Origin of the sequence: Citrobacter amalonaticus (assembly GCF_037053465.1) — a bacterium.
In the GTDB taxonomy this organism is placed as follows: Bacteria; Pseudomonadota; Gammaproteobacteria; order Enterobacterales; family Enterobacteriaceae; genus Citrobacter_A; species Citrobacter_A amalonaticus_H.
The window spans coordinates 221144-244494 of record NZ_JBALIF010000008.1; the positions used below are offsets into that span (position 1 = coordinate 221144).

At 46.4% G+C, this 23351-nt stretch carries 23 protein-coding genes, 2 tRNA genes and 4 pseudogenes; 16 read left to right on the forward strand and 13 right to left on the reverse strand.

The window, feature by feature from the left end; genetic code table 11:
* Nucleotides 1-23: 23 nt before the first annotated feature.
* Together WB371_RS15555 and WB371_RS15560 are read right to left on the reverse strand one after the other, a co-directional pair.
* A complete protein-coding gene (locus WB371_RS15555; RefSeq protein WP_336220945.1) occupies nt 24-929 on the reverse strand; it encodes a diguanylate cyclase in 906 nt (301 codons plus the stop codon).
* A 724-nt stretch (nt 930-1653) separates the two neighbouring features.
* Nucleotides 1654-1743 (reverse strand) — tRNA-Ser (locus WB371_RS15560).
* Nucleotides 1744-1836: 93 nt separating this feature from the next.
* On the opposite strand from WB371_RS15560, the gene mtfA reads away from it, so the two are divergent.
* The 3 genes from mtfA to WB371_RS15575 all read left to right on the forward strand — a co-directional run bounded on the left by mtfA (nt 1837) and on the right by WB371_RS15575 (nt 4238).
* On the forward strand, nt 1837-2634 hold the full coding sequence (gene mtfA, locus WB371_RS15565; protein ID WP_336220946.1) for a DgsA anti-repressor MtfA: 798 nt from the start codon (nt 1837-1839) through the stop codon (nt 2632-2634).
* Nucleotides 2635-2734: 100 nt separating this feature from the next.
* Nucleotides 2735-2810: transfer RNA gene (locus WB371_RS15570), tRNA-Asn, on the forward strand.
* A 165-nt stretch (nt 2811-2975) separates the two neighbouring features.
* Entirely contained in the window at nt 2976-4238 is a 1263-nt protein-coding gene (locus tag WB371_RS15575; RefSeq protein ID WP_336220947.1) for a tyrosine-type recombinase/integrase, read from the forward strand.
* A gap of 186 nt (nt 4239-4424) precedes the next feature.
* Here WB371_RS15575 and WB371_RS23850 read toward each other — a convergent pair whose 3' ends face one another.
* Complete coding sequence (locus WB371_RS23850) at nt 4425-4643, reverse strand: DUF4087 domain-containing protein (RefSeq protein ID WP_420704056.1); 219 nt, start codon at nt 4641-4643, stop codon at nt 4425-4427.
* Here WB371_RS23850 and WB371_RS15580 point away from each other — a divergent pair.
* Nucleotides 4542-4754: pseudogene (locus WB371_RS15580) on the forward strand (hypothetical protein); the annotation flags it as partial. The gene WB371_RS23850 and the pseudogene WB371_RS15580 sit on opposite strands and share 102 nt — an antisense overlap.
* Nucleotides 4755-4793: 39 nt before the next feature.
* Nucleotides 4794-5987, forward strand: a pseudogene (locus WB371_RS15585) (IS4 family transposase).
* 116 nt (nt 5988-6103) lie between these two features.
* Here WB371_RS15585 and WB371_RS15590 read toward each other — a convergent pair.
* From WB371_RS15590 to WB371_RS15600, 3 genes are read right to left on the reverse strand one after another with little or no spacing between them, the layout of a single operon-like run.
* Nucleotides 6104-6385 (reverse strand): hypothetical protein, encoded by a 282-nt coding sequence (locus WB371_RS15590; protein ID WP_336220948.1) that lies wholly within the window; start codon nt 6383-6385, stop codon nt 6104-6106.
* Between the two features lie 29 nt (nt 6386-6414).
* Complete coding sequence (locus WB371_RS15595; protein WP_336220949.1) at nt 6415-7185, reverse strand: molybdopterin-dependent oxidoreductase; 771 nt, start codon at nt 7183-7185, stop codon at nt 6415-6417.
* A 10-nt stretch (nt 7186-7195) separates the two neighbouring features.
* Nucleotides 7196-7795 (reverse strand): cytochrome b/b6 domain-containing protein, encoded by a 600-nt coding sequence (locus tag WB371_RS15600; protein ID WP_336220950.1) that lies wholly within the window; start codon nt 7793-7795, stop codon nt 7196-7198.
* Nucleotides 7796-7936: 141 nt separating this feature from the next.
* Here WB371_RS15600 and WB371_RS15605 point away from each other — a divergent pair, with 141 nt between their 5' ends.
* The 3 genes and pseudogenes from WB371_RS15605 to WB371_RS15615 all read left to right on the forward strand — a co-directional run bounded on the left by WB371_RS15605 (nt 7937) and on the right by WB371_RS15615 (nt 9949).
* Complete coding sequence (locus WB371_RS15605; RefSeq protein ID WP_336220951.1) at nt 7937-8659, forward strand: response regulator transcription factor; 723 nt, start codon at nt 7937-7939, stop codon at nt 8657-8659.
* Nucleotides 8656-9123: pseudogene (locus WB371_RS15610) on the forward strand (two-component sensor histidine kinase); the annotation flags it as partial. The gene WB371_RS15605 and the pseudogene WB371_RS15610, both read left to right, overlap by 4 nt.
* A 52-nt stretch (nt 9124-9175) precedes the next feature.
* Nucleotides 9176-9949, forward strand: coding sequence for a hypothetical protein (locus tag WB371_RS15615; RefSeq protein ID WP_336220952.1), 774 nt, complete (start codon nt 9176-9178; stop codon nt 9947-9949).
* A gap of 126 nt (nt 9950-10075) precedes the next feature.
* Here WB371_RS15615 and WB371_RS15620 read toward each other — a convergent pair.
* Nucleotides 10076-10384: pseudogene (locus WB371_RS15620) on the reverse strand (antA/AntB antirepressor family protein); the annotation flags it as partial.
* 551 nt (nt 10385-10935) lie between these two features.
* On the opposite strand from WB371_RS15620, the gene WB371_RS15625 reads away from it, so the two are divergent.
* The 8 genes from WB371_RS15625 (at nt 10936) to WB371_RS15660 (ending at nt 17745) form a co-directional block, all read left to right on the forward strand.
* Complete coding sequence (locus tag WB371_RS15625; RefSeq protein WP_336220953.1) at nt 10936-11625, forward strand: hypothetical protein; 690 nt, start codon at nt 10936-10938, stop codon at nt 11623-11625.
* A 12-nt stretch (nt 11626-11637) separates the two neighbouring features.
* Nucleotides 11638-11841 carry a hypothetical protein gene (locus WB371_RS15630; protein ID WP_336220954.1) on the forward strand — a complete coding sequence of 68 codons (204 nt, stop codon included), beginning with the start codon at nt 11638-11640 and terminating at the stop codon, nt 11839-11841.
* A gap of 808 nt (nt 11842-12649) precedes the next feature.
* Complete coding sequence (locus WB371_RS15635; RefSeq protein ID WP_336220955.1) at nt 12650-13531, forward strand: integrase domain-containing protein; 882 nt, start codon at nt 12650-12652, stop codon at nt 13529-13531.
* Between the two features lie 377 nt (nt 13532-13908).
* Nucleotides 13909-14994 (forward strand): thymidylate synthase, encoded by a 1086-nt coding sequence (locus WB371_RS15640; RefSeq protein WP_336220956.1) that lies wholly within the window; start codon nt 13909-13911, stop codon nt 14992-14994.
* Entirely contained in the window at nt 14991-15548 is a 558-nt protein-coding gene (locus WB371_RS15645; protein ID WP_336220957.1) for an adenylate kinase, read from the forward strand. Before WB371_RS15640 ends, WB371_RS15645 begins: the two co-directional genes overlap by 4 nt.
* The gene (locus WB371_RS15650; protein ID WP_336220958.1) at nt 15538-16563 is read left to right on the forward strand and encodes a nucleotide kinase domain-containing protein; all 1026 of its coding nucleotides are present in this window, start codon (nt 15538-15540) and stop codon (nt 16561-16563) included. The genes WB371_RS15645 and WB371_RS15650 overlap by 11 nt, the downstream gene beginning before the upstream one ends.
* 31 nt (nt 16564-16594) lie before the next feature.
* Nucleotides 16595-17086: a TIR domain-containing protein gene (locus WB371_RS15655; RefSeq protein ID WP_079904008.1), complete on the forward strand. Its 492-nt coding sequence runs from the start codon at nt 16595-16597 to the stop codon at nt 17084-17086.
* Entirely contained in the window at nt 17080-17745 is a 666-nt protein-coding gene (locus WB371_RS15660) for a hypothetical protein (RefSeq protein ID WP_079904007.1), read from the forward strand. The genes WB371_RS15655 and WB371_RS15660 overlap by 7 nt, the downstream gene beginning before the upstream one ends.
* Before the next feature lie 204 nt (nt 17746-17949).
* On the opposite strand, the gene WB371_RS15665 is transcribed toward WB371_RS15660, so the two are convergent.
* From WB371_RS15665 to WB371_RS15690, 6 genes are all read right to left on the reverse strand, one after another.
* The gene (locus WB371_RS15665) at nt 17950-18519 is read right to left on the reverse strand and encodes a hypothetical protein (protein ID WP_336220959.1); all 570 of its coding nucleotides are present in this window, start codon (nt 18517-18519) and stop codon (nt 17950-17952) included.
* Complete coding sequence (locus WB371_RS15670) at nt 18516-19703, reverse strand: toll/interleukin-1 receptor domain-containing protein (protein ID WP_079827161.1); 1188 nt, start codon at nt 19701-19703, stop codon at nt 18516-18518. Before WB371_RS15670 ends, WB371_RS15665 begins: the two co-directional genes overlap by 4 nt.
* On the reverse strand, nt 19700-20302 hold the full coding sequence (locus WB371_RS15675) for a TIR domain-containing protein (protein WP_079827160.1): 603 nt from the start codon (nt 20300-20302) through the stop codon (nt 19700-19702). The genes WB371_RS15670 and WB371_RS15675 overlap by 4 nt, the downstream gene beginning before the upstream one ends.
* Before the next feature lie 112 nt (nt 20303-20414).
* Nucleotides 20415-20855 (reverse strand): TIR domain-containing protein, encoded by a 441-nt coding sequence (locus WB371_RS15680; RefSeq protein ID WP_079827159.1) that lies wholly within the window; start codon nt 20853-20855, stop codon nt 20415-20417.
* Between the two features lie 10 nt (nt 20856-20865).
* The gene (locus tag WB371_RS15685; protein WP_079904003.1) at nt 20866-22299 is read right to left on the reverse strand and encodes an SIR2 family protein; all 1434 of its coding nucleotides are present in this window, start codon (nt 22297-22299) and stop codon (nt 20866-20868) included.
* 24 nt (nt 22300-22323) lie between these two features.
* Entirely contained in the window at nt 22324-22821 is a 498-nt protein-coding gene (locus WB371_RS15690) for a toll/interleukin-1 receptor domain-containing protein (RefSeq protein ID WP_079827157.1), read from the reverse strand.
* Between the last annotated feature and the right edge of the window lie 530 nt (nt 22822-23351).

Genomic DNA, 23351 nt, shown 5'->3' on the forward strand with positions numbered 1-23351 from the left:
ATGGAGCCAGACCGTGATCTGATTCATCGCGACAATATCTGGTACGTCTCTTCACCGTCCAGATTGATCACGCAGCAATTGCGGCCATGGTTTTTGCCATAGTACATCGCTTTGTCCGCCTGACCGATCACCCTGTGCAGGTCTTCCTGCGCATGAACACGCGTCAGTCCCCCCGTCACCGTAATGCTCACCAACTGCCCCAAAATCGGGATACTCTGGTCAGCAATGCTGCATCGCATCCGCTCGGCTGCAACCTGCGCGGCCAGAGGGTCTGTAGCCTCCAGCAGAATAATAAACTCCTCTCCACCAAAACGGTATAACCGGTCAGTACTGCGGGTCGCAGATTTCAGACGCCTCGCCACCTCTTGCAACACATCATCTCCTGCATTATGCCCCCAGGTATCATTAACGAATTTGAATCGGTCGATGTCCATTATCAGAACATACAAGCCAGTACAGTAGCGCTCACTGCGAGCAAGAAAAGCGGGAAACTCCTGGTATAACAAATGACGTAATGGTAACCCCGTTAATGCATCATGCTGATTACGGTAAGCAATCAGGGATAACTTGTACGTATCAATGCTGTCAATAAAGGCCTGCTGGTGTTCGTGATATTGACTCACCAGTTCTTTTGTCGCGGTCCCGGACATTACAGCCTGGGCCAACACCCTGGCAATATCATGCATAACCTGGTGGTGATGACTAATATTCAGCACCTCATCCCGGTCCAGCGCGTCCCCTTCAATGCGTTGCGCAATCCACTTGCTAAACAGGCAATGCAGATGGGAATCGCTATCGATGATGTCGCGGTCTGCAACGCCACCAAACAAATTCAGGCATAATAACTTTTCGGCCCAAAGATAATGCTCTTTGATGGCAGCATTCAGGGCAAAAAGTGAGTGATCAATATGGTTAACATTAATTCGCATAGTACGTTTGTTGTGGTCAGTAATAGCAATTCTTAAAATGGCCGGTATCCCGGATACCCGTACACAATATTCCACCGTCAAGGACAGCGTCGTGCTGGTCGCATGGTAACTTGTTCATCAAACAGAAAATCTTCACCTGTCTTTTCCTGTGCTAACACGGTATCCAAAGCGGTACGCATTCTTTTATAACAGGAAATGACAAATTGAAAATATCTCGCATCGATTATGCAGTGCCTGGCACCGACTGATTAAAGCTGAGTGAGGTTATACACTCATTGCAAATAATGTCTGTTTACAAGTATTGCATTTTGCTACATCACCAGACACTGAAACTTAATTCCGTTTTAAGACACTGGTCGAATAATTCACTCACCTCAGGGTAATACGATTACCGGCTACATCGATGTGATTGCAGAACAGACCGGCTGGATAACCTCATCGTTATCAACAATCGGTTCAGGATTTTACCGGCGGTTTCCAACAATACGCTATTTGCAGAAAGACTTAGCGCATATCTCATTTTTGCGAACCACCGGGTGGAAAAGATGAACGGCATTGTGGCAAAGTACCACCTGTTGATGCTGGAAACACATTCATAACGTATATGTGTACGAGGCTAAATCTGATAATGTCCAATCGACACTGATGCCAGAGCTTGAATGCCAGGTGTTGATGGCATATTAAAAAAATTGACAGGTATCTAATTGATAACGATGGGATAAACTGGCGGAGAGAGGGGGATTTGAACCCCCGGTAGAGTTGCCCCTACTCCGGTTTTCGAGACCGGTCCGTTCAGCCGCTCCGGCATCTCTCCGTATTGATGGTTGTCATGATGCCAGGTAATTTGGCATTTTAACAGACCCTGTCCCTCCAATTTTGTTCAAGTGACGAGTTTGCGAGCAAAACGATGATTAAGTGGCCCTGGAAAGCACAAGACACCGAGCAAAATGCGTTCTCGCAGTGGGAGGAGGCTCTGGCAATCCCCCTGCTCGTGACGCTTACCGCGCAAGAACAAGCCAGGCTGATTGCGCTGGCCGAGCGTTTCTTACAGCAAAAAAGGCTGGTTCCCCTTCAGGGCTTCGAACTTGACTCATTGAAAAGCGCACGAATCGCCCTGCTTTTTTGTCTGCCTGTTCTCGAACTCGGTATTGAATGGCTTGATGGCTTCCATGAAGTGCTAATCTACCCTGCGCCCTTTATTGTCGATGATGAGTGGGAAGATGATGTGGGTCTGGTACACAACCAGCGCGTCGTACAATCCGGACAAAGCTGGCAACAGGGGCCAATCATTTTGAACTGGCTGGACATTCAGGATTCTTTTGATGCTTCCGGATTCAACCTCATTATTCATGAAGTCGCCCACAAATTAGATATGCGCAATGGCGATCGCGCCAGCGGTATTCCGTTAATTCCACTGCGAGAAGTCGCCAGTTGGGAACATGACCTGCATGCCGCCATGAACAATATTCAGGACGAAATTGATTTAGTGGGCGAAACCGCGTCAAGCATCGATGCATATGCAGCAAGCGATCCGGCCGAATGTTTTGCCGTCCTGTCAGAGTACTTTTTCAGTGCCCCTGAGCTGTTTGCCCCGCGATTCCCCGCTCTTTGGCAACGATTCTGCCAGTTTTATCAACAGGACCCTATGCAACGGCTTCGTGACAATGAAGACAGTGACGATATTCAGCCCACTCAGATTCATTGACACCCTGTTTTGAGGATTAATTAACCAATTGATAAAACGTGTTAATTTTACAGTTGACACGCTGTAGCGAGGTCAGTATGATGCGCCTCGTTCACACGATTCCTCTGTAGTTCAGTCGGTAGAACGGCGGACTGTTAATCCGTATGTCACTGGTTCGAGTCCAGTCAGAGGAGCCAGATTTTAGTATTAAGACGTCTCAGTGAGTCTTAATGCGTTATAAAAACAAATAGTTAGATTGAACCGGCTGTCCTGGTAAGGATTGCCGGGTTTCTTGACATCTGTAGTTTTTGGGGGCTTAATCGGGGGCCTCACGGTTCGTTGAACGAATGGAGCCCCCCGCTATGGCACTCACTGATACCGCTATCCGCAAGCTCAGACCCTCTGACAAACCCTTCAAACTCGGCGACAGCTCCGGACTGTACCTGCTGATCAAACCTAACGGCTCAAAACTCTGGTACATGAAGTACCGCATTGACGGCAAAGAGAAGAAGCTGGCCTTTGGCCCCTACCCGGATGTTTCCCTGCTTACAGCACGTCAGCTCCGCGATGCGGCACGCAGTATAATGCGTGCCGGGGTTGATCCCTCTGTTGATAAAAAAATCGCACAGCAGAAAAAGAAAAACGGACAGACATTCCACCAGGTCGCCATGAACTGGCATGCCGATCACCGGCGCTGGTCTGAACATTATGCGACGACTATTCAGCGCAGGCTGGAAATGTATGTATTCCCGGATATCGGGGACAGATACATCGATCAAATCGCCACGGAAGATCTGCTGTTTACCCTGCGTAAGGTGGAGAACAAAGGCTTTCTGGAGATCACCGCACGGCTGAAAAACTATGTCACCGGGATCATGCGCTATGCGGTGAAAAAGCAGTTAATCAGATCAAACCCCGCACTGGATCTGGACGGTGAATTTACGCCACCGGAAACACAGCATTACCCGGCCCTGCCGCTTGAGAAGCTACCTGAACTGTTATCCCGGACGGATAACTACTCCGGCAGGCTGCTGACACGGTATGCGCTTAAGTTGTCGCTGCTGTTCTTTGTTCGTTCCAGCGAACTGCGTTTTGCCCGCTGGAGTGAAATCGACTGGCAACAAAAACTGTGGGTGATCCCGGAAGAACGGGAGCAGATCGAAAACGTACGCTTCTCTCACCGTGGCACAAAGATGAAAACACAGCACATCGTCCCGCTGTCCGATCAGGCGATGGCAATCCTGAAGCAAACGGAAGCGCTCTCCGGGCATCTGGCGTTTATTTTTCCCGGCGAATATGACCAGGATAAATGCATGAGCGACAACACCATCAACAAAGCATTGCGCGTGATGGGCTACGACACACGGAAAGAGATCTGCGGCCACGGCTTTCGGGCAATGGCGTGCAGTGCGCTGAGTGAATCGGGACTGTGGAGCAAAGAGGCGATTGAAAAGCAAATGAGCCATCAGGAAAGGAACAGCGTGCGTGCCGCTTATATTCATAAGGCTGAATATCTGGAGGAACGAACCAATATGATGCAGTGGTGGGCGGATTATCTGGATGTGAACACAGAGCGGTATGTGTCGCCTTATCAGTATGCAGGCTGCCTAAATGAGGTCTCGTAACGTGAAACTCTTCTGTCTCTGCTGTTCTTTCCCCCGCCAGGGGCAAAGAAGCCATTCAAATTCTGCTCAGGAATTGCCCGGAATTTAGTTCCGGCACGACGTTGAATACTGTCGTTTTTTTGAAGTAAAGATGATGAACAAAGTTGACAATCACGGAGGTGATACCTCTGCGATTGCTTGAACTATTTAAGGGAGGGGGAGCTTTTTATCTGACTTGCAGCGCTCAAGAGGGAGAATTTTGGAACTATAGATTTGAGTGATTTTCTTCTCAACGGGATTTGAGTCGCCCCTGATACAGGAGCAGCCATCAAGAAACGTAAGGTGTTCCCGACGGATGACTCGGTGCGGAAGGTTATTTATCTGGCAATCCAGTCGGCATCGAAAAAATGGAGCATGCCGATCCAGAACTGGCGGCTGGCGATGAGCCGTTTAATTATCGAGTTCGGTGACCGCCTGAGCGCTAAGGAATCCCCCAGTAATGGGAGGGTAAAAAAAGACAGACATAGAGTTTTGTGATCTACTGATTTGTGTAACCAATTCAATGAGATCACCTCTATGTCTGCTCGCCAAGTATGTCAAAATTTTTTCTGCGACGCTTTAGCGCCGTTTCACAAATATCGACAAAATGCTTTGCTGGATGCCACCATCGCACTTATCAATGGCGCATCTCTGACGCTGACCAGTATCGGACGTTATTTACCAGGTACTGCTCAGGTCAAAAATAAAATAAAACGTGTTGATCGTTTGCTCGGTAATGAGTCTCTTCATCACGATATCCCCCTGATTTTCAGAAATATTATTTCCATGCTGACGAACTGACTATCACTGTGCGTCATCGCTGTTGACTGGAGCGGGTATCCCTCTCAGGAGTATCACGTACTCCGTGCCAGCCTGATTTGCGATGGACGTTCGCTACCCTTGCTGAGCTGGATAGTTCCTTCGGAAAAACAGCAAAACGCAAAGGTACAGCAAGCTTTTCTGAATACTCTTTTCGAGGCGGTAAACCCAAAAGCAAGGGTCATCATCGTCACGGACGCAGGGTTCCAAAATGACTGGTTCCGGCACATAAAATCTCTCGGCTGGGATTGTATCGGACGCATCAGAGGCAATGTCCGGATGCGGCTGGATAGCAAGGGGGGATACTGGTTCCGGCGTCAGGAATTGCAGGCCAGTACTAAATCGGAATATCTGAGGCCGGGAATGCTTGCCCGATCAAAATATACCCGATGCGATGGTCATTTTTATTTGCATAAAAAAGAACCAAAAGGACGGAAAAATAAACGCTCTCGCTGTGGTATAGCCAGGCCATCACAGATAAAAGATGCCCGCTCAGCAGCAAAAGAACCGTGGTTAATATTCAGTAGCACAAACAACTTTAAGCCGCGAAAAATCATGAAATTATACAGTCGCCGAATGCAGATTGAACAAAACTTCAGGAATGAAAAAAGTGAGCGTTTTGGGTTCGGCCTGTGTGCCAGCTACAGCCGTTCGGCAGGAAGAGTGCTGGTACTGAGCCTACTGGCAACACTGAGCATAATAGTGCTGTGGCTTATCGGCTATCACGCTGAAAATCAAGGGTTACATCTTAGGTACTAGGCCAATAATATTAAAACACGGCGTGTAATCTCGTATCTGACGTTAGCGGAGAATGTCTTACGACACTCCCCGCTAATTTTAAAACGAACGGTGCTAAGCACCGTTCTTAATCACCTCGCCAGAACCTACAAGAATATGGTGTTGGTTTATTAGCGCTGATTTATGGGGATCCCTCAGCGCCAGAGCGGTCACCTTTACAACATGTCCGGCGCAAGCAAGTGACAGAGGAAATGTGTGGCCAGGCGCACGTGCGTTGAAATTCGCTTCGTTTACTGGCTCATACTGTCTTTTTTACCCACATCATCTTTCTTCGCCATGCCGTCTTTTTTACCCATGTCATCCTTTTTCATCTTGTCCATTTTGCCCATATTGTCTTTCCCCATGTGATCCTTGCTCATGGCGTCTTTGCACATGCTGTCTTTGCACATTTCATCATGCGGCTTAGACATGGAGTCTTTCGCCATCGTGTCTTTTTTCATCGTGTCTGCCGCCTGGACGTTGGCCATAAACAGAGCAGAAAGCACAGTTGCTGCAATAATCATCTTTTTCATGGTATTTCCTCGTTATTAACGTTGTTGTATTAACTGCCACCAAACCAGTTGTAACCCTGATCTTCCCAGTAACCGCCCGGGAAATGGTTGGTGATTTCAATGACCTGAACATGCTTGGGATTTTTGTATCCCAGCTTGGTCGGGATGCGTAACTTCATGGGATACCCATATTCCTTAGGGAGGATTTGGTTATTCCATGTCAGCGTCAGCAGAGTCTGCGGATGCAGTGCGGTCGCCATATCGATGCTGGTGTAATAGTCATCCGCACAGCGGAAACTGACGTACTTCGCGCGCATATCGGCGCCGATCAGCGTCAGGAAATGGCGGAACGGCACACCGCCCCACTCGCCAATCGCGCTCCATCCTTCCACGCAGATATGGCGGGTTATCTGGCTCACCTGCTGCATGCGATACAGTTCAGGTAAGCTCCAACTGCGGGTGTCGCGCACCAGCCCACGGATCTCCAGTTGGTAATCGCCGCCATCAATCTGCGGGATATCCTCCTCCCCATAAAAAGCGTTAAAGGGGAATGGATGGGTTATATCGGCAGCGGTGTATTCCGGTGCCAGATTGCGATCGCTGAACAGGAACCCTTGCACCCGGTCATTAAATCGGGACATCCGCGACAACACATTTTCGACATCCGCGTTATCGCTAATATCACAGCCGGTCAGCATCATAATGCCCCCCAGCGTCAGTCCCTGACGCAGTAAGCGGCGCCTGTCCGGGCTAAGTATTTTTTCTGCATCCTTCACCAGGTAATGGGCATCACTGTCGGAGAGAAAGCGCTCTTTTTTCATGATCAGTTCCTTAGCGACCACGCAGCATAGCCAACAGCGTGCGCGGTACCAGCAGCACCATCAGCAGGTGAATAACGATAAACAGCGCCATCGCGCTCATGCACAAAAAGTGGATATAACGCGCCGCTTCATAACCGCCGAGCAGCGTATTGAGCAGCGAAAACTGGACGGGTTTCCACAGCACCAGGCCTGAAAACACCAGCCCCACACCGTCGAGAAGAATCAGCAGATAGGCGATTTTTTGCACCATGTTGTAGTCGCGCAGATCAGCGTGCTGCAGTTTTCCGCGTAACGCCTGGGAAAGGGTTTCTTTCAGCGACTGCCACGAGAGCGGGAAGAATTTGCGCCGAAAGCGCCCGCTGGCGACACCCAGTGAGAGGTATACCGCACCGTTGATGACCAGTACCCACATCAGGGCGAAGTGCCACTGTAACGCGCCGCCAAGCCAGCCACCAAGGGTCAACGGCGTCGGAAACATAAAAGGAAACAAAGGAGAAGCGTTATAAATGCGCCAGCCGCTGAACAACATGCCCGCAATGGCCACGACATTGACCCAGTGGCAACAGCGCAGCCATAAAGGGGGTACCGGTTGTGAATGTGATGATTGCATGGTGCGCTCTCTGTGGAAGATATGGACGCATCATGGCGGTTTTCTGATCACCACATCCTCACGAAAGTTTAAATAAAATGTGATAACTCGCCGCGCCAGCCTGGGGTAAGCTTTTGGTAAAGACATCGTGGGTAACTCGCTATGAATAACGCAAAAAAAATACTGCTGGTGGAAGATGATTGCGATATCGCCACCCTGCTGCGGCTGAATCTGCAGGATGAGGGCTATCAGATTGTCCATGAGGCGGACGGCGCCAAAGCCCTGGCGTTACTCGAGAAGCAGGTCTGGGATGCGGTGATCCTCGATCTGATGCTGCCGAATGTCGATGGTCTGGAGATTTGCCGCCGTATCCGTCAAATGGCGCGCTACCTGCCGGTGATTATCATCAGCGCCCGCACCAGTGAAACCCACCGGGTGCTGGGGCTGGAAATGGGCGCAGACGATTACCTGCCAAAGCCCTTTTCCGTGCTGGAACTGATAGCGCGCGTCAAAGCGCTGTTTCGTCGCCAGGAAGCCATGGGGCAAAATATCCGTCTGGAAGGCGGCCTGATCTGCTGTCACGGTTTGCATATCGACCCACTGGCGCGCGAGGTTCGCTTGCGTGGCGAGATGATCGATCTCACTCCGCGCGAGTTTGACCTGCTGTACTGGTTCGCCCGTCACCCGGGTGAAGTCTTTTCCCGTCTTTCGCTACTGGACAACGTCTGGGGCTATCAGCATGAAGGGTACGAGCATACGGTGAACACGCACATCAACCGCCTGCGCACCAAGATCGAGCATGACGCTGCCGAGCCGGAAATTATCCTGACGGTCTGGGGTAAAGGGTACAAATTTGCTGTCGATAAAACGAAGCCGCAACCATGATTCGTCGCCTGACGTTAAGCCAGCGGTTAACGCTGGTGTTCACCGCCATTCTCCTGTTTTGTGCCGCCGCGGCATGCGGTGTCCAGATCTACAGCAGTAACCAGTACGGCAACGCGATGGTGCAACGTTTGTCTGCCGGTCTGGCACAACAAATCGTCATCAGCGAACCGCTGCTGGATAACGCCGGGCAGGTCAATCGCCAGACGCTTAAAACCCTGTTTGATCGGCTCATGACCCTCAACCCCAGCGTGGAGCTCTATCTGATCTCGCCGGATGGGCAACTGCTCGCGGATGCTGCGCCCTCGGGGCACCTCAAGCGTCAACGCGTCAACATCGCGCCGCTGCAAAAATTCCTCGCCGGGAGCGCCTGGCCAGTATACGGCGATGACCCGCGAAGCACGGATAAACAAAAAGTGTTCAGCGTGGCTCCCATTCACCTGAATGGCGAGCTGCGCGGCTATTTACTGGATAACGCGGTACGCCATACCCCGCAGGGAGGCACAATCAGGCTGGGACGTGACGACAGAAAAGCAAGGTACAACTCAGAATGGTGAAGCGTGGATTGCCGATGTGTTTTGTACGAAGAATAAAGCCAAGTTAGCATTTGAGGTTCAGTTATCCCAACAGGCTGACAGTGAGTTTGAGGCTCGTCAGAGCAAGTACACGGCCTCTGGTATTCGTGCGTTATGGCTACGTAAACTGTGGAAAAAAAGTGAGCAGTACGGAAGAGGGATTTACCGTAATGCCGATTTACCCGTATTTGGCTTGCGTCAAAATGAAATTGGTGATTTCTATCTTCCACAATTTGATGTTTCCGTAGAGAGATTTATCACTGGCATATTTAATAAAAAACTCTCGTGGGCTCCAAAAGTAGGCGAAACTCTCACAGCGAAAATGATTCCTGGATACCTGAACTGTTGGCGTTGTAAAAAACTAACTGGTGTTATCACCGGATTATCAGTATCTAACTCTTCGGGCGTTGGGCTTTGCTATATACCGTTTAGCTATAATGATGTAAAAGACTTGATTGCTGGTCATGCAAATTTAAATAAACTCGCTTCGCTCGGTATTGGGATAGTTAAACCCCGATACAGTAAAACCGTGGGCGCATATTACCTGTCTAATGGTTGCGTTCATTGCGATGCCATAACGGGGGATTTCTTTCTGCATAATGCTGAAACTGAAAATCCAGATAATGACTGCGGAGAGTTTAATTTCATTAACGATGGTGCTATCCATCTTGAAAGCTCATGGTTGTTTGATGGGCAGCCGCCAAAACTATTTTTTTAAGACACGATATTCCTGGCGATCCGGAGCGGAGGGCTGCGGTTCTTCCGGTCTTTACGCTGGTGTTTGTTTACAGGCTTGCATTCTGCCAGCGTGTTGTAGTTCTGCATGGTTCACATATCCATTACGCAGGGTCATCAAATACTCATGCATAACCTGCTGACGAGATTTTGTGCTCGCCGGATTTGGTGAACTCAAAGTTTCTACAACCTCAAAATCAACACCTGCAGAAAAGCCATATTCAGCAATTCGGCCTTTAATCCAGTTAGTGAAATCTCGCCTCACACCAAGCGCAGAATTCAATAATTTGGCGCTCACAATCTCAGTGGTTTGGCGACCGATAACGCCAGAAATTACCGGGATTATTTCAGCGAAATTATTCTCATGCTGGATTTGGGGTTGAGCGAAGCCCTGACCGGGAACCTTAATTCCTGTAATACATCGCCGTAGCACGAAGAATCAAAAAGGGAAATGGCCTAAAGGGTAATGGCGCATAAGGGTAACAACCCTGCCCGAAAAGGCACTACGTTGAAAACCAAAAGGTCGGGCTGATGCAGAAAGCGGTCTTCAGAAAAATACTGGAAATCTTTTCGCTGACAATCAGTCTGCCGGCAGCTCTGCCCGCGCCGCGAAAATGCCATCCAGTCAGGTTTATCTTTGGTGAACCGCGTCGGTGTGCCGGATGTCGCTTTTCTGCCACGCCTGAATGGATTACAATGTCTGCGCAGTCCCGAAGGGACTGCCGGGCGTGAGAACCCGGGCAATTACCAGACAATAACAGCGTTATACGCAGTTATTGTCCTGAGCATCTATTGATACAGCACTCTTTTTTGGTGGAGAGCGCTGGCGGTTATCAATGGCGGCTCAGGCAGGGCAGCCTCCGGGCTGGCCGGTGTCTGGTAAGCCGGTTTCTCACCCCTGTCTGGGCTGCCACCAATGAGCGTGAGAACTCAGGTGGCAATACTCCCTTTTACCAGGAGAACACCACCATGATGGTTATCACGCTTTCTGAACTCAGAAAAAAACTCGATCACCACTGCTATATCCCCCAGCCCTGCGCAGATAATGACGAACTGATCCAGCTTCTGGATATCCGGGGCCCCACTCCGGCAGGTGTCCTGCACTACAACAGCATCCTTCAGTGGATCGGCGAATCCGATCTCTGGAATGAACGTTTTCCCGCACGGGCGCTGTCCCGCACCGATCAATATCCCCTCCGTCTTGCCCTGGAAATCCACAGCACCCATGCCCTCGCGGAATCCCGTACTGTCACCGCCCTGGCTGACTGCGACAACTACACGCCCGGTAAACTGCGCCATCTGCGCCAGTTAATAGCTTCAGTGATCTACGGTTTCGCCCTGCGTCTTGCGGAACACCGTTTTGACGGCGATCATCCACAAATTCCCGGCGGGCTCTGGCCGGTAATTGATGATTTGCGCCAGCTTGCCGATGCCGTTTTCGACTGGCACCAGCAGGGACGGGCCGTAGAACGCGTGGAAATGGATAATATCGCCACGACGTTAGCCCGGATACATGTCTGCTTTGATGAGTGGCTGCGCAGACCTGACGAACTGACGCGCGATGAACCGGTGATCCATACTCTCTGTCGTCTCAGCCTGGCCATGAAGTCACTGCTGCTGGATATCGCGCGTATCCGGGGCGGCGACTGGCCGCAGTGAAAAGGGAAAATCATGAACCTGACACCTGTTGAGCCAAATGCCAGCGAACTGGTGGGACGCTCCCGTGTACTGACGGAAGTCATGCTGGAGAACCCTGATGAAACCGGGCCAAACTATATTCTGCTGATCCTTCTGGCCGAACAACTCCAGCGTCTGCACGATATCCTGGAAGCCGATGAAGTCCGTCGCATGCAGGAGGACGAGCCACCTCTGTAACCGGCGCTGAGACGTCCTTAACCCGAAATATTTTGTGGATCACACTATTATCAAAACATCAAGGGGAAACTCAATTTCCAGAAAAATGAGTTTCCCCTTTCTGCGCCATCAATAACGGTGTAATCTCGTTTCTGCTCTATAGCCTTCGGGCGCCCTTTGGCTTCACGGTCTGAAAGAAGCCCCCTGATTTATCAGGATGACCGGCCCTTTACCGGTATGACCTCTGCAATACCGGAACGCAGAAATATCTGCGTCTGAGGCTGACATACACACCCGACAGCACCATCGTCATCGCTTAACGGCAACAGCCTTCACCGGCTGACAGCTTATCCCTGCCGAAAATTTCCGGCTGCGTCACACTCTGCTGATTATCTGCTCCCCTGACACTACGGGCTGCGGCCTGCATTGCCGCCAGGCTTTGCTGCCGCGTGACCGTTAACCTGTGCCAGAATCCGCGATCTTTCGCGCCCGGCACTCAACCGGTGCGTCACTTTGCGTCGCGCAAAGCGACAAAGTGACGCACAACCACCACTCTGCGCTATGCCACTGTTTTCAGGTTTCCGGCGCTCATTCCCGAATCTGACACGCCTTTTTGGGGCCGCTGTCAGCAAAAAAGAGGAGAAAAAGATCGATACCGAGGGGGGCATGATGCCCCGGAGAATTCCTGCTCACGCAGGCAGCCTGTACCGAGTACAGTCTGAAACTCCCTATACCTCAACAAGCTGCCACTCCGGCGTGAAGGTATCGTTCTGGCGCAGCCAAAAAGCACACGCCGGAGACTGTTTGTGTTTTCAATATCGGGGGATGTATGGGTAAGTTAGGCGGTGAAATGAAGGCGCTGGCAAAACATTGCGGCGGTAGCCATAAAACGGTGAACGATCGTATTCATATCGTGCAGCGTTTCGATCACCACTTACGGGCGTTGAACGTCCAGATCCAGCGTGTGGCGCAGATTAAGGTTCGCCATATAGAAAGCTACATTCATGAAAGGCTGACGCAAGGGATCGGCAAACGCACGCTGCAAAATGAAATGGCCTCGCTTCGTGCTGTACTGCAACAGGCCGGGCGTAAGCAGGTGGCAGAGCATGAGCGGCTGACTAATAAATCGCTGGGTTTGTCTGGTGCATCCCGCAGCGGGACGCGGCAGGCCATCACACCGGATCATTACCGCCATGTGCTGGAAACGGCCCGTGCAAAAGATCCGGGACTGGCGGCAGCACTGGAGCTGGCGCGCTTGATGGGATTGCGCTCACAGGAGGCGGTGCAAAGTACGCAGTCACTGAAAACGTGGAAACAGGCTGTTGAACGTGGCGAAACGCGTCTGACAGTAGTTTTTGGCACCAAAGGCGGACGGCCCCGCGAAACGGTAATTCTGGATGCTAATGCAGTTAAAAGAGCACTGGACAATGCGTTAGCTGTTGCAGAAAGCCGTAATAACCGTCTGATAGACAAGCCGGATCTTAAAAGCGCGATGGACTACTGGCACAATCAGGCGGCGCGTATTGGTCTGACTGGCGTATGTTCTCCTCATTCTCTGCGTTATGCGTGGGCGCAGGATGCCATTCGTCACTATCTGGCGCAGGGGTTCAGCAGGAAAGAGACGCTGGCTATGGTGGCGATGGATCTGGGGCATGGAGACGGGCGTGGGCGGTATGTGGCACTGGTTTATGGATTACAGCGAGAAGTATGAGCCGTTTTAAAGACGATATTCCTGCTCGTCGCTATACCCCCTTACGATGGAGTAGCCAAGTAGGTACTCTGGAATTGGGCACTACACTTACCACATTTATTGGCACACCAAGCAAGCCGCGCGACCACTCTGTTTATGTGACAAACAGTAGAAAAATATAAAATCAATCACTTCACTCAACCCCAACAGCACAATATACTAACAGTAGGTTGTAGACTGAGAGCATTTAAGGGGTTATAACTATCTTAAAGATCACAACATTTTATCAGAGCGAATTATTTATAAACTGGCAATGTCCTTCTTCCATACGACAGGGTCTATGGAGACAGTTTATCTATTAAGAAAACATTCATTTCATAGCATATGAGGTTTTGTTCATGCACGTCGTTTACGGAGAAACTATTAACGATGTAATAATGAAGATCCTAGAAAAAGTGCTTACTGATGGTGTCAGCATATCGACTAGGAACGGTGATGCTATAACTATCTACGATGTTAGTATGATCTTGCGAAACCCAAGATCAAGACATTTAAGTTTAGTTGGTCGAAAAAATAACATATTCTCCACTTTTGCTGAAGCCATGTGGGTTCTCGCTGGAGATAACCGGATTAAACCATATCTAACTTTTTTTCTCCCAAGAGCACCTGAATATTCAGATGATGGGGTCATTTGGCGAGCAGCTTATGGCGAAAGACTCTACGCTCATGGGCAACTCGAAAATGTGATACAACAATTCAAAAAAGATGGAATTTTTACCAGACGAGCAGTTATTAGCCTATACATGCCTGACCGAGACACTAATGACAGTCTTAGGCACATATACAACTTAGAGAATAGCGTCGATATACCCTGTAATAATTTAATACACTTCTTTATTACTCCAGACAAAAAATTAAACGTCAAAATCATTCAAAGAAGTGGAGATCTGATATTTGGTGTAAGCAATATAAATATATTTGAATTTAGTTTACTTCAAGACATTGTACTATCTGTATTACAGAAGGAAGTTGATAGTCAAATTACGATGGGATATTTGCATCAATCAGTAACAAACCTTCACATATATGAATGTAGAATAAATCAAGCCAACGAGATACTTAAAAACAAAGAAAAACAAATAACAAATTTAATAAATGACGATAATATATCATTCCCACCTTCACTAATTGGCATAAAATCATTATTCAATGATATTGTTTCATTTCTTGATATAATAATAACAACCGCCCCTCAGAAAATAAGCACAATAGACAAGGAGAGCGAGAAACTAAAAAACATATTTGTAAAACATGCAATAAACACTGAAAGAAACTTGCTCTGGGGATACGCAGAAGCAGCGTTGTCATATATATATCAAAAAAGATTTAATCAGCCAATATCGTTGACAGCTGCATTAAGTAATGATTTCAATTTAAGCGTAAGTTCAAATTATTTTAATAAAAATAGTAAGGAAAGAATATGAAAATTGCATTCATGGGGGTATCAGGCAGTGGAAAAGACTTTCTCGCCAATTATCTAATATCCGATCATGGTTTTATTAGATTATCATTTAGCGATCAACTAAAAAAATTGGCTAATTATATCTATCCATGGATGAAAAAAGATTATGCGCCTGAAGAAAAAATGCTACCACTAAATGTTAGCTTACCTACTGGCGAATTAATTTGTCACTCACCAAGAGATATATGGCTAAGTCTAAATAGTTTAAGGGACATTGAAGAAAAGATATTTATTAGAATGTTATCAGAAGAACTGAAAATTTTAGAAGATAACGGCAAAATAAATAAAAAAATAATAATTACTGATATAAGATCTAATGCAGAATTCATGTGGTGCAAAAACAATCAATTCATTGTAATCCATATAGAAAGGGAAAGTAATAATTATAAAGAATATGATATTGATAAGCATGCAATTGAGAACAAAATAAAATCAGACTATCATTTCAGTAATAATGAAAACGGAATAGATAGCTTTAAACGTTTCTTTGAAGAGGTATTGCTCAATGGATTGTAAAAATGATCAGCTTTTTTGTAATGTAAGAGAAATAAAAATCAAAACTGCTAAGCCTATTTTAAATGAAAGTGTCATTAGGGAGTGGTTTTATCATCAGAGAGAGAGAACGTCGATATATTACAAGAAAGAAATACTTAATCTTCCACCTTATTGGACAAATGACAAAATTTTGAGAGATTATAAGTTTGTAAACACTAAAAGAACGTGGGACAGAGAAACAAAATGGCTATTAAACAATGTAACAAATAATAACAGTGTAAGTTATGAAAATAAAATCCTCAATTCATTCTTATTCAGGGTAATAAACAAAGGTGACACATTGAATGCCATTGGTGCACCATTTGATTTTTCAAAAATGACCATCATTGATATTGACAAAACAATTAGAGATAAAGTTGAGAATATATCATCAAAAAAACCAAACTATGTTTTTTTTAATGTTGCTTATATTTTGGGTGGACCAAAGGTTAACTTTGGAAGATTCTTAGAGGAAAAAAAGAATGATATCGAAAAAAATATGATTATTAGGATGATAAAATTTGTTTTTTATAATCAAGATAAAATAGTAAATGGCGTAAAATCTTCGGCAAATCAGTTCGAAGTATTTAACCATCTTAAGTCATTTTCAGGAATTGGTGATTTTCTTGCTTATCAAATTTTTGTAGATTTAACATACATAATAAACTTTCCTTTTACAGAAATGAATTTTGTTATTTCAGGTCCAGGATGTGAAAGAGGAATAAATTGGATTTTTTCTGATAGAGACGGAATGAATAGCGAAGAGTGCCTATTTTGGTTTACTATTAACCAGAATAATATCGCAGAAAGATATAATGAACGATGGGACATGGATGAGATCTTTCACTTCCTACCTAAAGAAGAAAGAGTTTATAGTTTGATGGATATGGAAAACAGCGGCGCATGTGAGATAGATAAAAGATGTAGGACTAAGTTTGGTAACAAAAGACCAAAACAAAAATATCATTACAAAAATAATAACTTAAGATTACTTTGATAACACCTAGAGATTAGGAAGGATTTAATAAATGGCTAAAGAAATTAAAAAAAATGTTTTTGTTAGTCATCATCACAAAGATGATGCCAGTGTTGATGGCGTTTCTCGTTTAGCTGCAGCAAAAGGTTATCAGCTACGTAATAGTTCTGTCAGAATGAAACCTGAAAACCAGAGACGTGCAGATGAAAAAAAGATTAGCGATAGAACGATAGCACGCCTACTTAGAATGAAAATGAGATGGGCTGGTCAAGTTATAGTGGTTATCGGGAAAGAAACACATACAAGGCCTTGGGTAAACTGGGAAATTCAAGCAGCTCATCAACTTGGAAAACCAATCATAGGTGTGTATGAGAATGGTTTAAAAGGAGAAGTAAAACTACCCGAAAATCTCGAAAAATATGCAACTACTATCGTTGCCTGGAGAAGCGATGCCATTATCAACGCATTAGAAGGAAAAACGAGCTTTGAAAAACCTGATGGAACAGAACGGGGTAAAGGACAAGGAGGTAATGTCGTATGCTAATTGAACCTAACTCTCATCTTTATGCTTATATAATAACGCGAGATTTTGGTTTTGCCCCTAACCCATTTCATGGTTATTGTACTTTAGCAACATGCAAACCTGGAATTAGAAAATCGGCTAAAGTGGGTGATTGGATATTAGGAGTTGGAGGCGTTAATTTAAAAAAAGTTAAACATAAATGTATCTTGTTAATGAAAGTTACTGAAAAAATTAGCTTTAATGATTATTGGAGAGATACCAGATTCTCTATCAAAAAGCCTGCTAGAAATGGTAGCCATGTACAGATGTTGGGAGATAATATCTACCATCAAGATGACAATAATCAATGGATTCAAGAAGACTCTCATCATAGCAATGCTGATGGCTCATTTAATATGACCAATCTAAAACGTGATACTACTGCCGACCAAGTGTTGATTTCAGATCATTTCTATTATTTCGGTGATAAAGCAATTGAAGTAGACTTAGACTCGATTGGGTATCATGGAGGTATAGGCTATAAAAAGATCCTCTTAGAACAATCTATACCCGCAAATGATCTTATAAAAAAAATAGAACTTGAATTTCGCAGTGACAAAAATTTAGTTATATCTGACCCATGTCAATTTTCTGATTACTATAAACGTGTTGATCAGGGAACGGGAGAGATCTATTTATAAACATATCTATTTTAGTTCAATTTTTTTTGGTTTCCAGTATTTAAGCACCAACTGGTACCATCCCTGCATCAATTTTGGGGGATTCATGGGGCGCTCGTTGTTATATTTGGTTTACCAACGCACCATGATTTTCCTCAATTCCCATATTAGATATATCGCTTACTTAGGCTGTGCGATAGTCTTACCTAATATTATTTTCCTGCATTAACTGATAGACAGCAGTTTTCGACGAAACAAACTAGAATATGTTCTATCACGCGCAAATAACGGATCATATTGCCCCTGTTGATAAATGATTCTTGCGGCGGCACCTGTCGTTGAGAGAGGCAGCACAGCAGCGTTGGGATGGGATTCCGTAAATAGTTTATGCTCCTCATAGATGCCCTCCATGCCGCCGATGATCACAGCTGCGTTGAAATTTTGACTTTCGATCATTGCACGCCTCATGGCTGTCAAACTGGCCTCTCTGTCATTTTTAACCGCAGGCACCATGTGTATGTTGACGAAATTTTCCAATTCTGGAGGCAAGCGCCCCTCAAATAGTTTACTTTGGTAAATTGCCAACCGATTACGATCCAGGCTGGCCTCACGTGAAAATAACGCCAAGAGAGGAGTTATTGCTGGATGACCACCACACGTAATTCGTCCAATCGGCAACACTACTTCAACTAACGCTTTTATCGCTTCCCGAATAGCAAGAACATCAGCAGTATCGAAAAATGCTCGATCACGATTGGGCAAAGGTACGCTGGCAGATAGAAATATCTCTATCACGCAATGAACTCCTTCAGAAGTTGGGGAACCTTCGACATCTGTATAGCCCTGATCGGTAAATAGGAATCAAGCCAATCTAGATGTGAGAGCCAAGTTTTCAGTACGCCTCTGTTGTCATAAATCATCCATATCTCCTTCGTTTCAACAACATTATGAGTGATGGCTTCGAAAACTTCATTGATACGATCAGAAGTAGGTATACCCACTGCTGGCACTATAGCGAGTCCCCTTTCTGACTTGGATTCAAGAGAAATCCAGCCTTCAATCTGAACGATTGGATTAAACCCCTCATCGCGGGCTGCGTCGCAAAAGTTATCAACCAAATATCGGTGGCGGGCAGCGATTGCCGGTGCGCGCAGTCGCTCGACCTCGTCACATATTCTTTTCACCAGTCCCTTTGTTGCCCAACGACCCCGCATAGGAAGACATCCAACAAAGTCGCTACGCTTAAGCTTCATGAAGTGACTGAAAGATGATGCTGGATCTTCCTTTTGCCCCGGCCATAGAAGATGCAAGATTTGAACATTGGTCGCATTAGCGCGAGCCAGTTCTTCGGAAGTCCAGCGGCCTTCTCTGAATCCAGGAGTGTCGATCAGAACCACGACATCGGAATCCGACATCCTGTGCCAAAGTTGAGATTGGAAATCTGCGGCCGGAGGTACCGACCTCACGTCAATAAAAACGTCAAAACCGCGAGCATCTAGAGCATCGTACAATCGATCGGCTAGGGGCTGAGAGCCAGCCCGCTTGTAGCTGATGAACAAACGTCGCTCACGTCGTAACAACCGGAAAGTCTCGAGAACTAACGTGACTAGACGGTCGATTCCTTCATCGTTGGAGCCCAACACAATAGCGTTTATGTGTCTTAGCTGCGGCGGAATTTCCTCATGTACTTGAGACAAATCTGAGACGATCGGAGCGATAACATTCGAATCGTCAATCAATTCTGTAACAAGTGCTGTATCGGCAGTATTTTCTGGAGAGCCGAAAAATATGGCCATCGTCGGCAACTTTAAGCTGCGGTCAGCTGCGTTGAATTCGTAGAAGTACTTGATCGAGCAAGTAGGGATCCCCAGTTTCTGAAGCGCCGAATCAATATTATGACGTAGGCCATTATCATGCCCATTGGCCGCACCAAGCATAATAAGCTGGTATGGAGACCTTATATTTGAAGTATCGCTCATCGACCAGCCATTTCCGCAGCAGTTTCAATCCACCCGCCAATATTTTTTCTGCCATCTTGGCCAATGAAATCGTAGCTCAGGCAGTGAGTTGACAGTGGGACTACGTTGTTCGTTTTTGGCGCAGTGAACCATAGATCCCCCTCCGGGATTGCAAGAGTATAATCTGCATAAGCTACCCACTTTCCGCCTTTCCATTCGGCGAGATAGATGCCATGCTCGGTTCTATAAAGGCCCATCTGTGCTAATGGATCAGCCCCCTTTATAGATGTCTCCTTGTCTTTGTTTTGGACCCCGTGAATGTAAACGGTAAGTAATCCATTTCCTTTGATGACGCTACGGGCAATTTCATAGCGTACCCACCGACGTTCCCATGTTTGGGTTCCAGCAAGGACACAGGTAACAGAAGTGTTGTCTAATCCCTTGCGGAGAAAAGTTTTTAGTGCATTGTCACTCTCTCTTTTCGATGCCTCAAACACGCTGCTATCAAAGAAACCCCGGTCTTCCTCATTGGCTTCCCTAACAACCCAACTGTTACGGACATTCCAAGCGCGCCAGACATCAGGCCCATAGTGAAAGGAAAAAAATGTTCTACGTGGCATTTTGACTCCATTTATCATATTTAAGCCCGTGTCAGCCAGGGAGATAGCCTGGCTGTCGCCAAATCAGGGGATTCAGTCCGTGCCCTTGGCTTTACAGCATCACTCACCGAAATTACTTACCAGCAGCTTCAGCAACGGCCTCAACCCACTTCCCTAAGTTCTCTCGACCATTTCCTTTGTTCCATAAATAGTGAGGGGCACCAGGAACACGAAGCGAACAGCAGTCGGTAGTGTTCCCTTTCAGATCTGCGATTTTACTGATATCAATGGTCAAGATGCCATTGCCGCGCTCAATGCTTTGCTCAATCTCGTACTTTACCCATTTGCTCTTGTCTGTTGTGGCTCCAATAAGAACTACAGTGACGCTCGTACCGTAAAGCTGATCGTTTATCCATTTCTTAATGGCAGAATCTCCCTTACGCTCAACTTCTTCGAAATCAGCTTTGTCGATGAAACCCACCTTGGTGTCAGAAGCGATCACGTTGCTGTTTCGTACATTCATCGCACGTTGTACGTCTTCATACTGGAAACTAAAAAATACTTTTCTTGTCATTATTTTATCCTTAGATGAGGGATAGGAGAGAGAGTATGACGTCATGGGCATGAGCCAAGTCAGTATCTTGGGAACCCAGTTTATGAAGTAGAGGAGTGATCTTCTTGCCTTGCTGGTACTTCGATTCGTCATAGGTATTAATTACCTCTTGCCACAGTTCGGCTGAGATCGAACCGGTAATACCAACCGGAATAACAAAAAGACCGTTAGCTATTGCAATATCAAACTCTTCACGCATGCCATTGGATGGCACTACAGCCCCTGTCTTATCCAACTTGTTACCAAATAGAAAGAGAGCAACACCTGCGTGAGCAAGCATGTTACGGCGGTACTCGGTCCAGAGCTCAGGTAAAGCACGTTCACCTGACTGACTCTGGGGAAAAGGGCGAAGGACTAATTGATCACTGTCGAGACGACCACCATTCATAATGGTTTCTTCGAGTACACCAGTGATGACAGCACTGCCGATCCCCAGACCGAATCCTGAGATAACACGATACTGCTGTTTACTGATAGCTTTGCTTAGTCTGTAAACAAACTGTTCCGCCTCTGACGCGCTCCAGGGAGTGTAGTCATGAGCGGCACCGGATATAAAAATGGTTTTACGTTTGTGGCGGCGTTCAATTTCTCTCAGGATATCGGTGATTTCAGAAAACTCATCAACACTTACAACCTTGATCCCAACCCGTAGCAATTCATGCCTGAAGAGTTCTTCTTTGCGTTCACGATATTCGAAATCGGCCAGTTCTTCACCTTCCTGTCTGCTAGCCTTACGCAGGATGCAATAGTGCTGACGCTGGTCCTGCGCAAATTGAATTCTAACTCGACTCAAAATGTACTCAAGGTTCGGATCAGTGAAGCTGAACCCCAAGAAAAGAAAAGTTTTAGCTATCAGGTCACCGCTGAGGGCAGTAATGAACGGCTGCATCTTTATGTGATAGCGTTCATAATCATCCCGGATCAGCACAGCCTCTGATGCGTGATCAACATCTCCATGCATTTTGTAAACGACAGCATCTCGCTTGGGACGGGTAGTTGCTAATTGCTTATTGGTGTACTTGACGTCAGGAATTTTACCATTTCGTTCAAGCGAGCTCTCTATGAGCTTGTCGTAGTTTGTAGTCCAATAGGTCTGGATTGGTAGTCTGGCTAGAATTTCATGATTCTCAGTTGGTGCTAAACCAGATGAAAATTCAGAGACAAGCATCTGATTCAATTTCGAGCGGTTTGCCGCATTGGCATTAGCGTGGTACTGAGCAAGGGTCACCAAGTCCCATTCTCTTTCAACATCAAGATCTAAGTCGTCAGCGATTGGTTTCAACAGTGACTTCCAATCTACAAAGCCCGCTGATCGGGATAAACCAGCACCTGCAAAAACTGCAAGATTGCCCTCGTCTAGCTCTTTAGACAGACTGTCGATGAGGCGCAGAAGTTCTCTTTTCATGTTTTGATTCTTTGCTGATTAGAATTAAAGGTAGCGAACCCACTTGCCATTGCCACGGGTATCAAAAAATGCAAGGTCAGAAGTACCAGTAGATACATCGATTTTGTTATAGAGATTCAGGTATTCGTTACCATAGAAATGTCCCAGATTGTCTTGGGTGGGGACAATAGCGATGCGGTCATAGATCTTTTTACCATCCGCAAAACCGATTTCCCATGGGCACCAGCGCGATGCCATTGAATGCCGTGTTGCGAGAAAGAAAAACCAATCGGCGCGAACAATGGCTGCTTTGATATTGGAGGCTGTCTCAGAGTTCGGTTTCTCAGGCATTGTCTGATCTTGCCAGTCGATGTAGACATCCCATCCTTGATTATTCAGCAATTCCTGTAGTCCTAGCGCAAGCGGGGCATCCTTATGGCTGTGGCTTAGAAAGGCTGTGGGCTGACCAAGGCGTTTGGTTAATTGCCTCTGCGCAGAGCGGCGTAGGCCTGCGTTAAGAAGGTCTGACTGAAGAATCGGCATTATTGATCCTTTCTTGATCCTGTTAGTTCAAGCATTTAGCATTAAACCTAAGATGCCGTCATTGAGCAAAATCAATATCAAGAATATGCCTCGCACCTCAGATTCCTTTTCAGATAATTATCTCAGAAGGCGAGCATCTTGTATCCAACACGATGAGTAGAATGCCGCTATCTTTGATCTGAATCCGTTTGCTCTTGGCACAATAGCCGATTGTCATGTCTACCTGCGGACAGTACTACAACCAAAAATATGATAAAAATCACGTTTTTAATCAGCAATAATATTTGGGGCCTTATTGAGGGCCTCAGTTTAATTTTAAAAACAAAATCAATTTAAATTCAAACAGATACATCAAGTATCGCATCCAGTCAGAGGAGCCAGATTTAAAAAAGCCCGCTTTTTAGCGCTGAGGAATCCCCAGTAATGGGCGGGTGAAAAAAGACAGGCATAGAGTTTTGTGATCTACTGATTGTGCTATCAATTCAATGAGATCACCTCTATGCCTGCCTGCCGAGTATGTCAGAATTTCT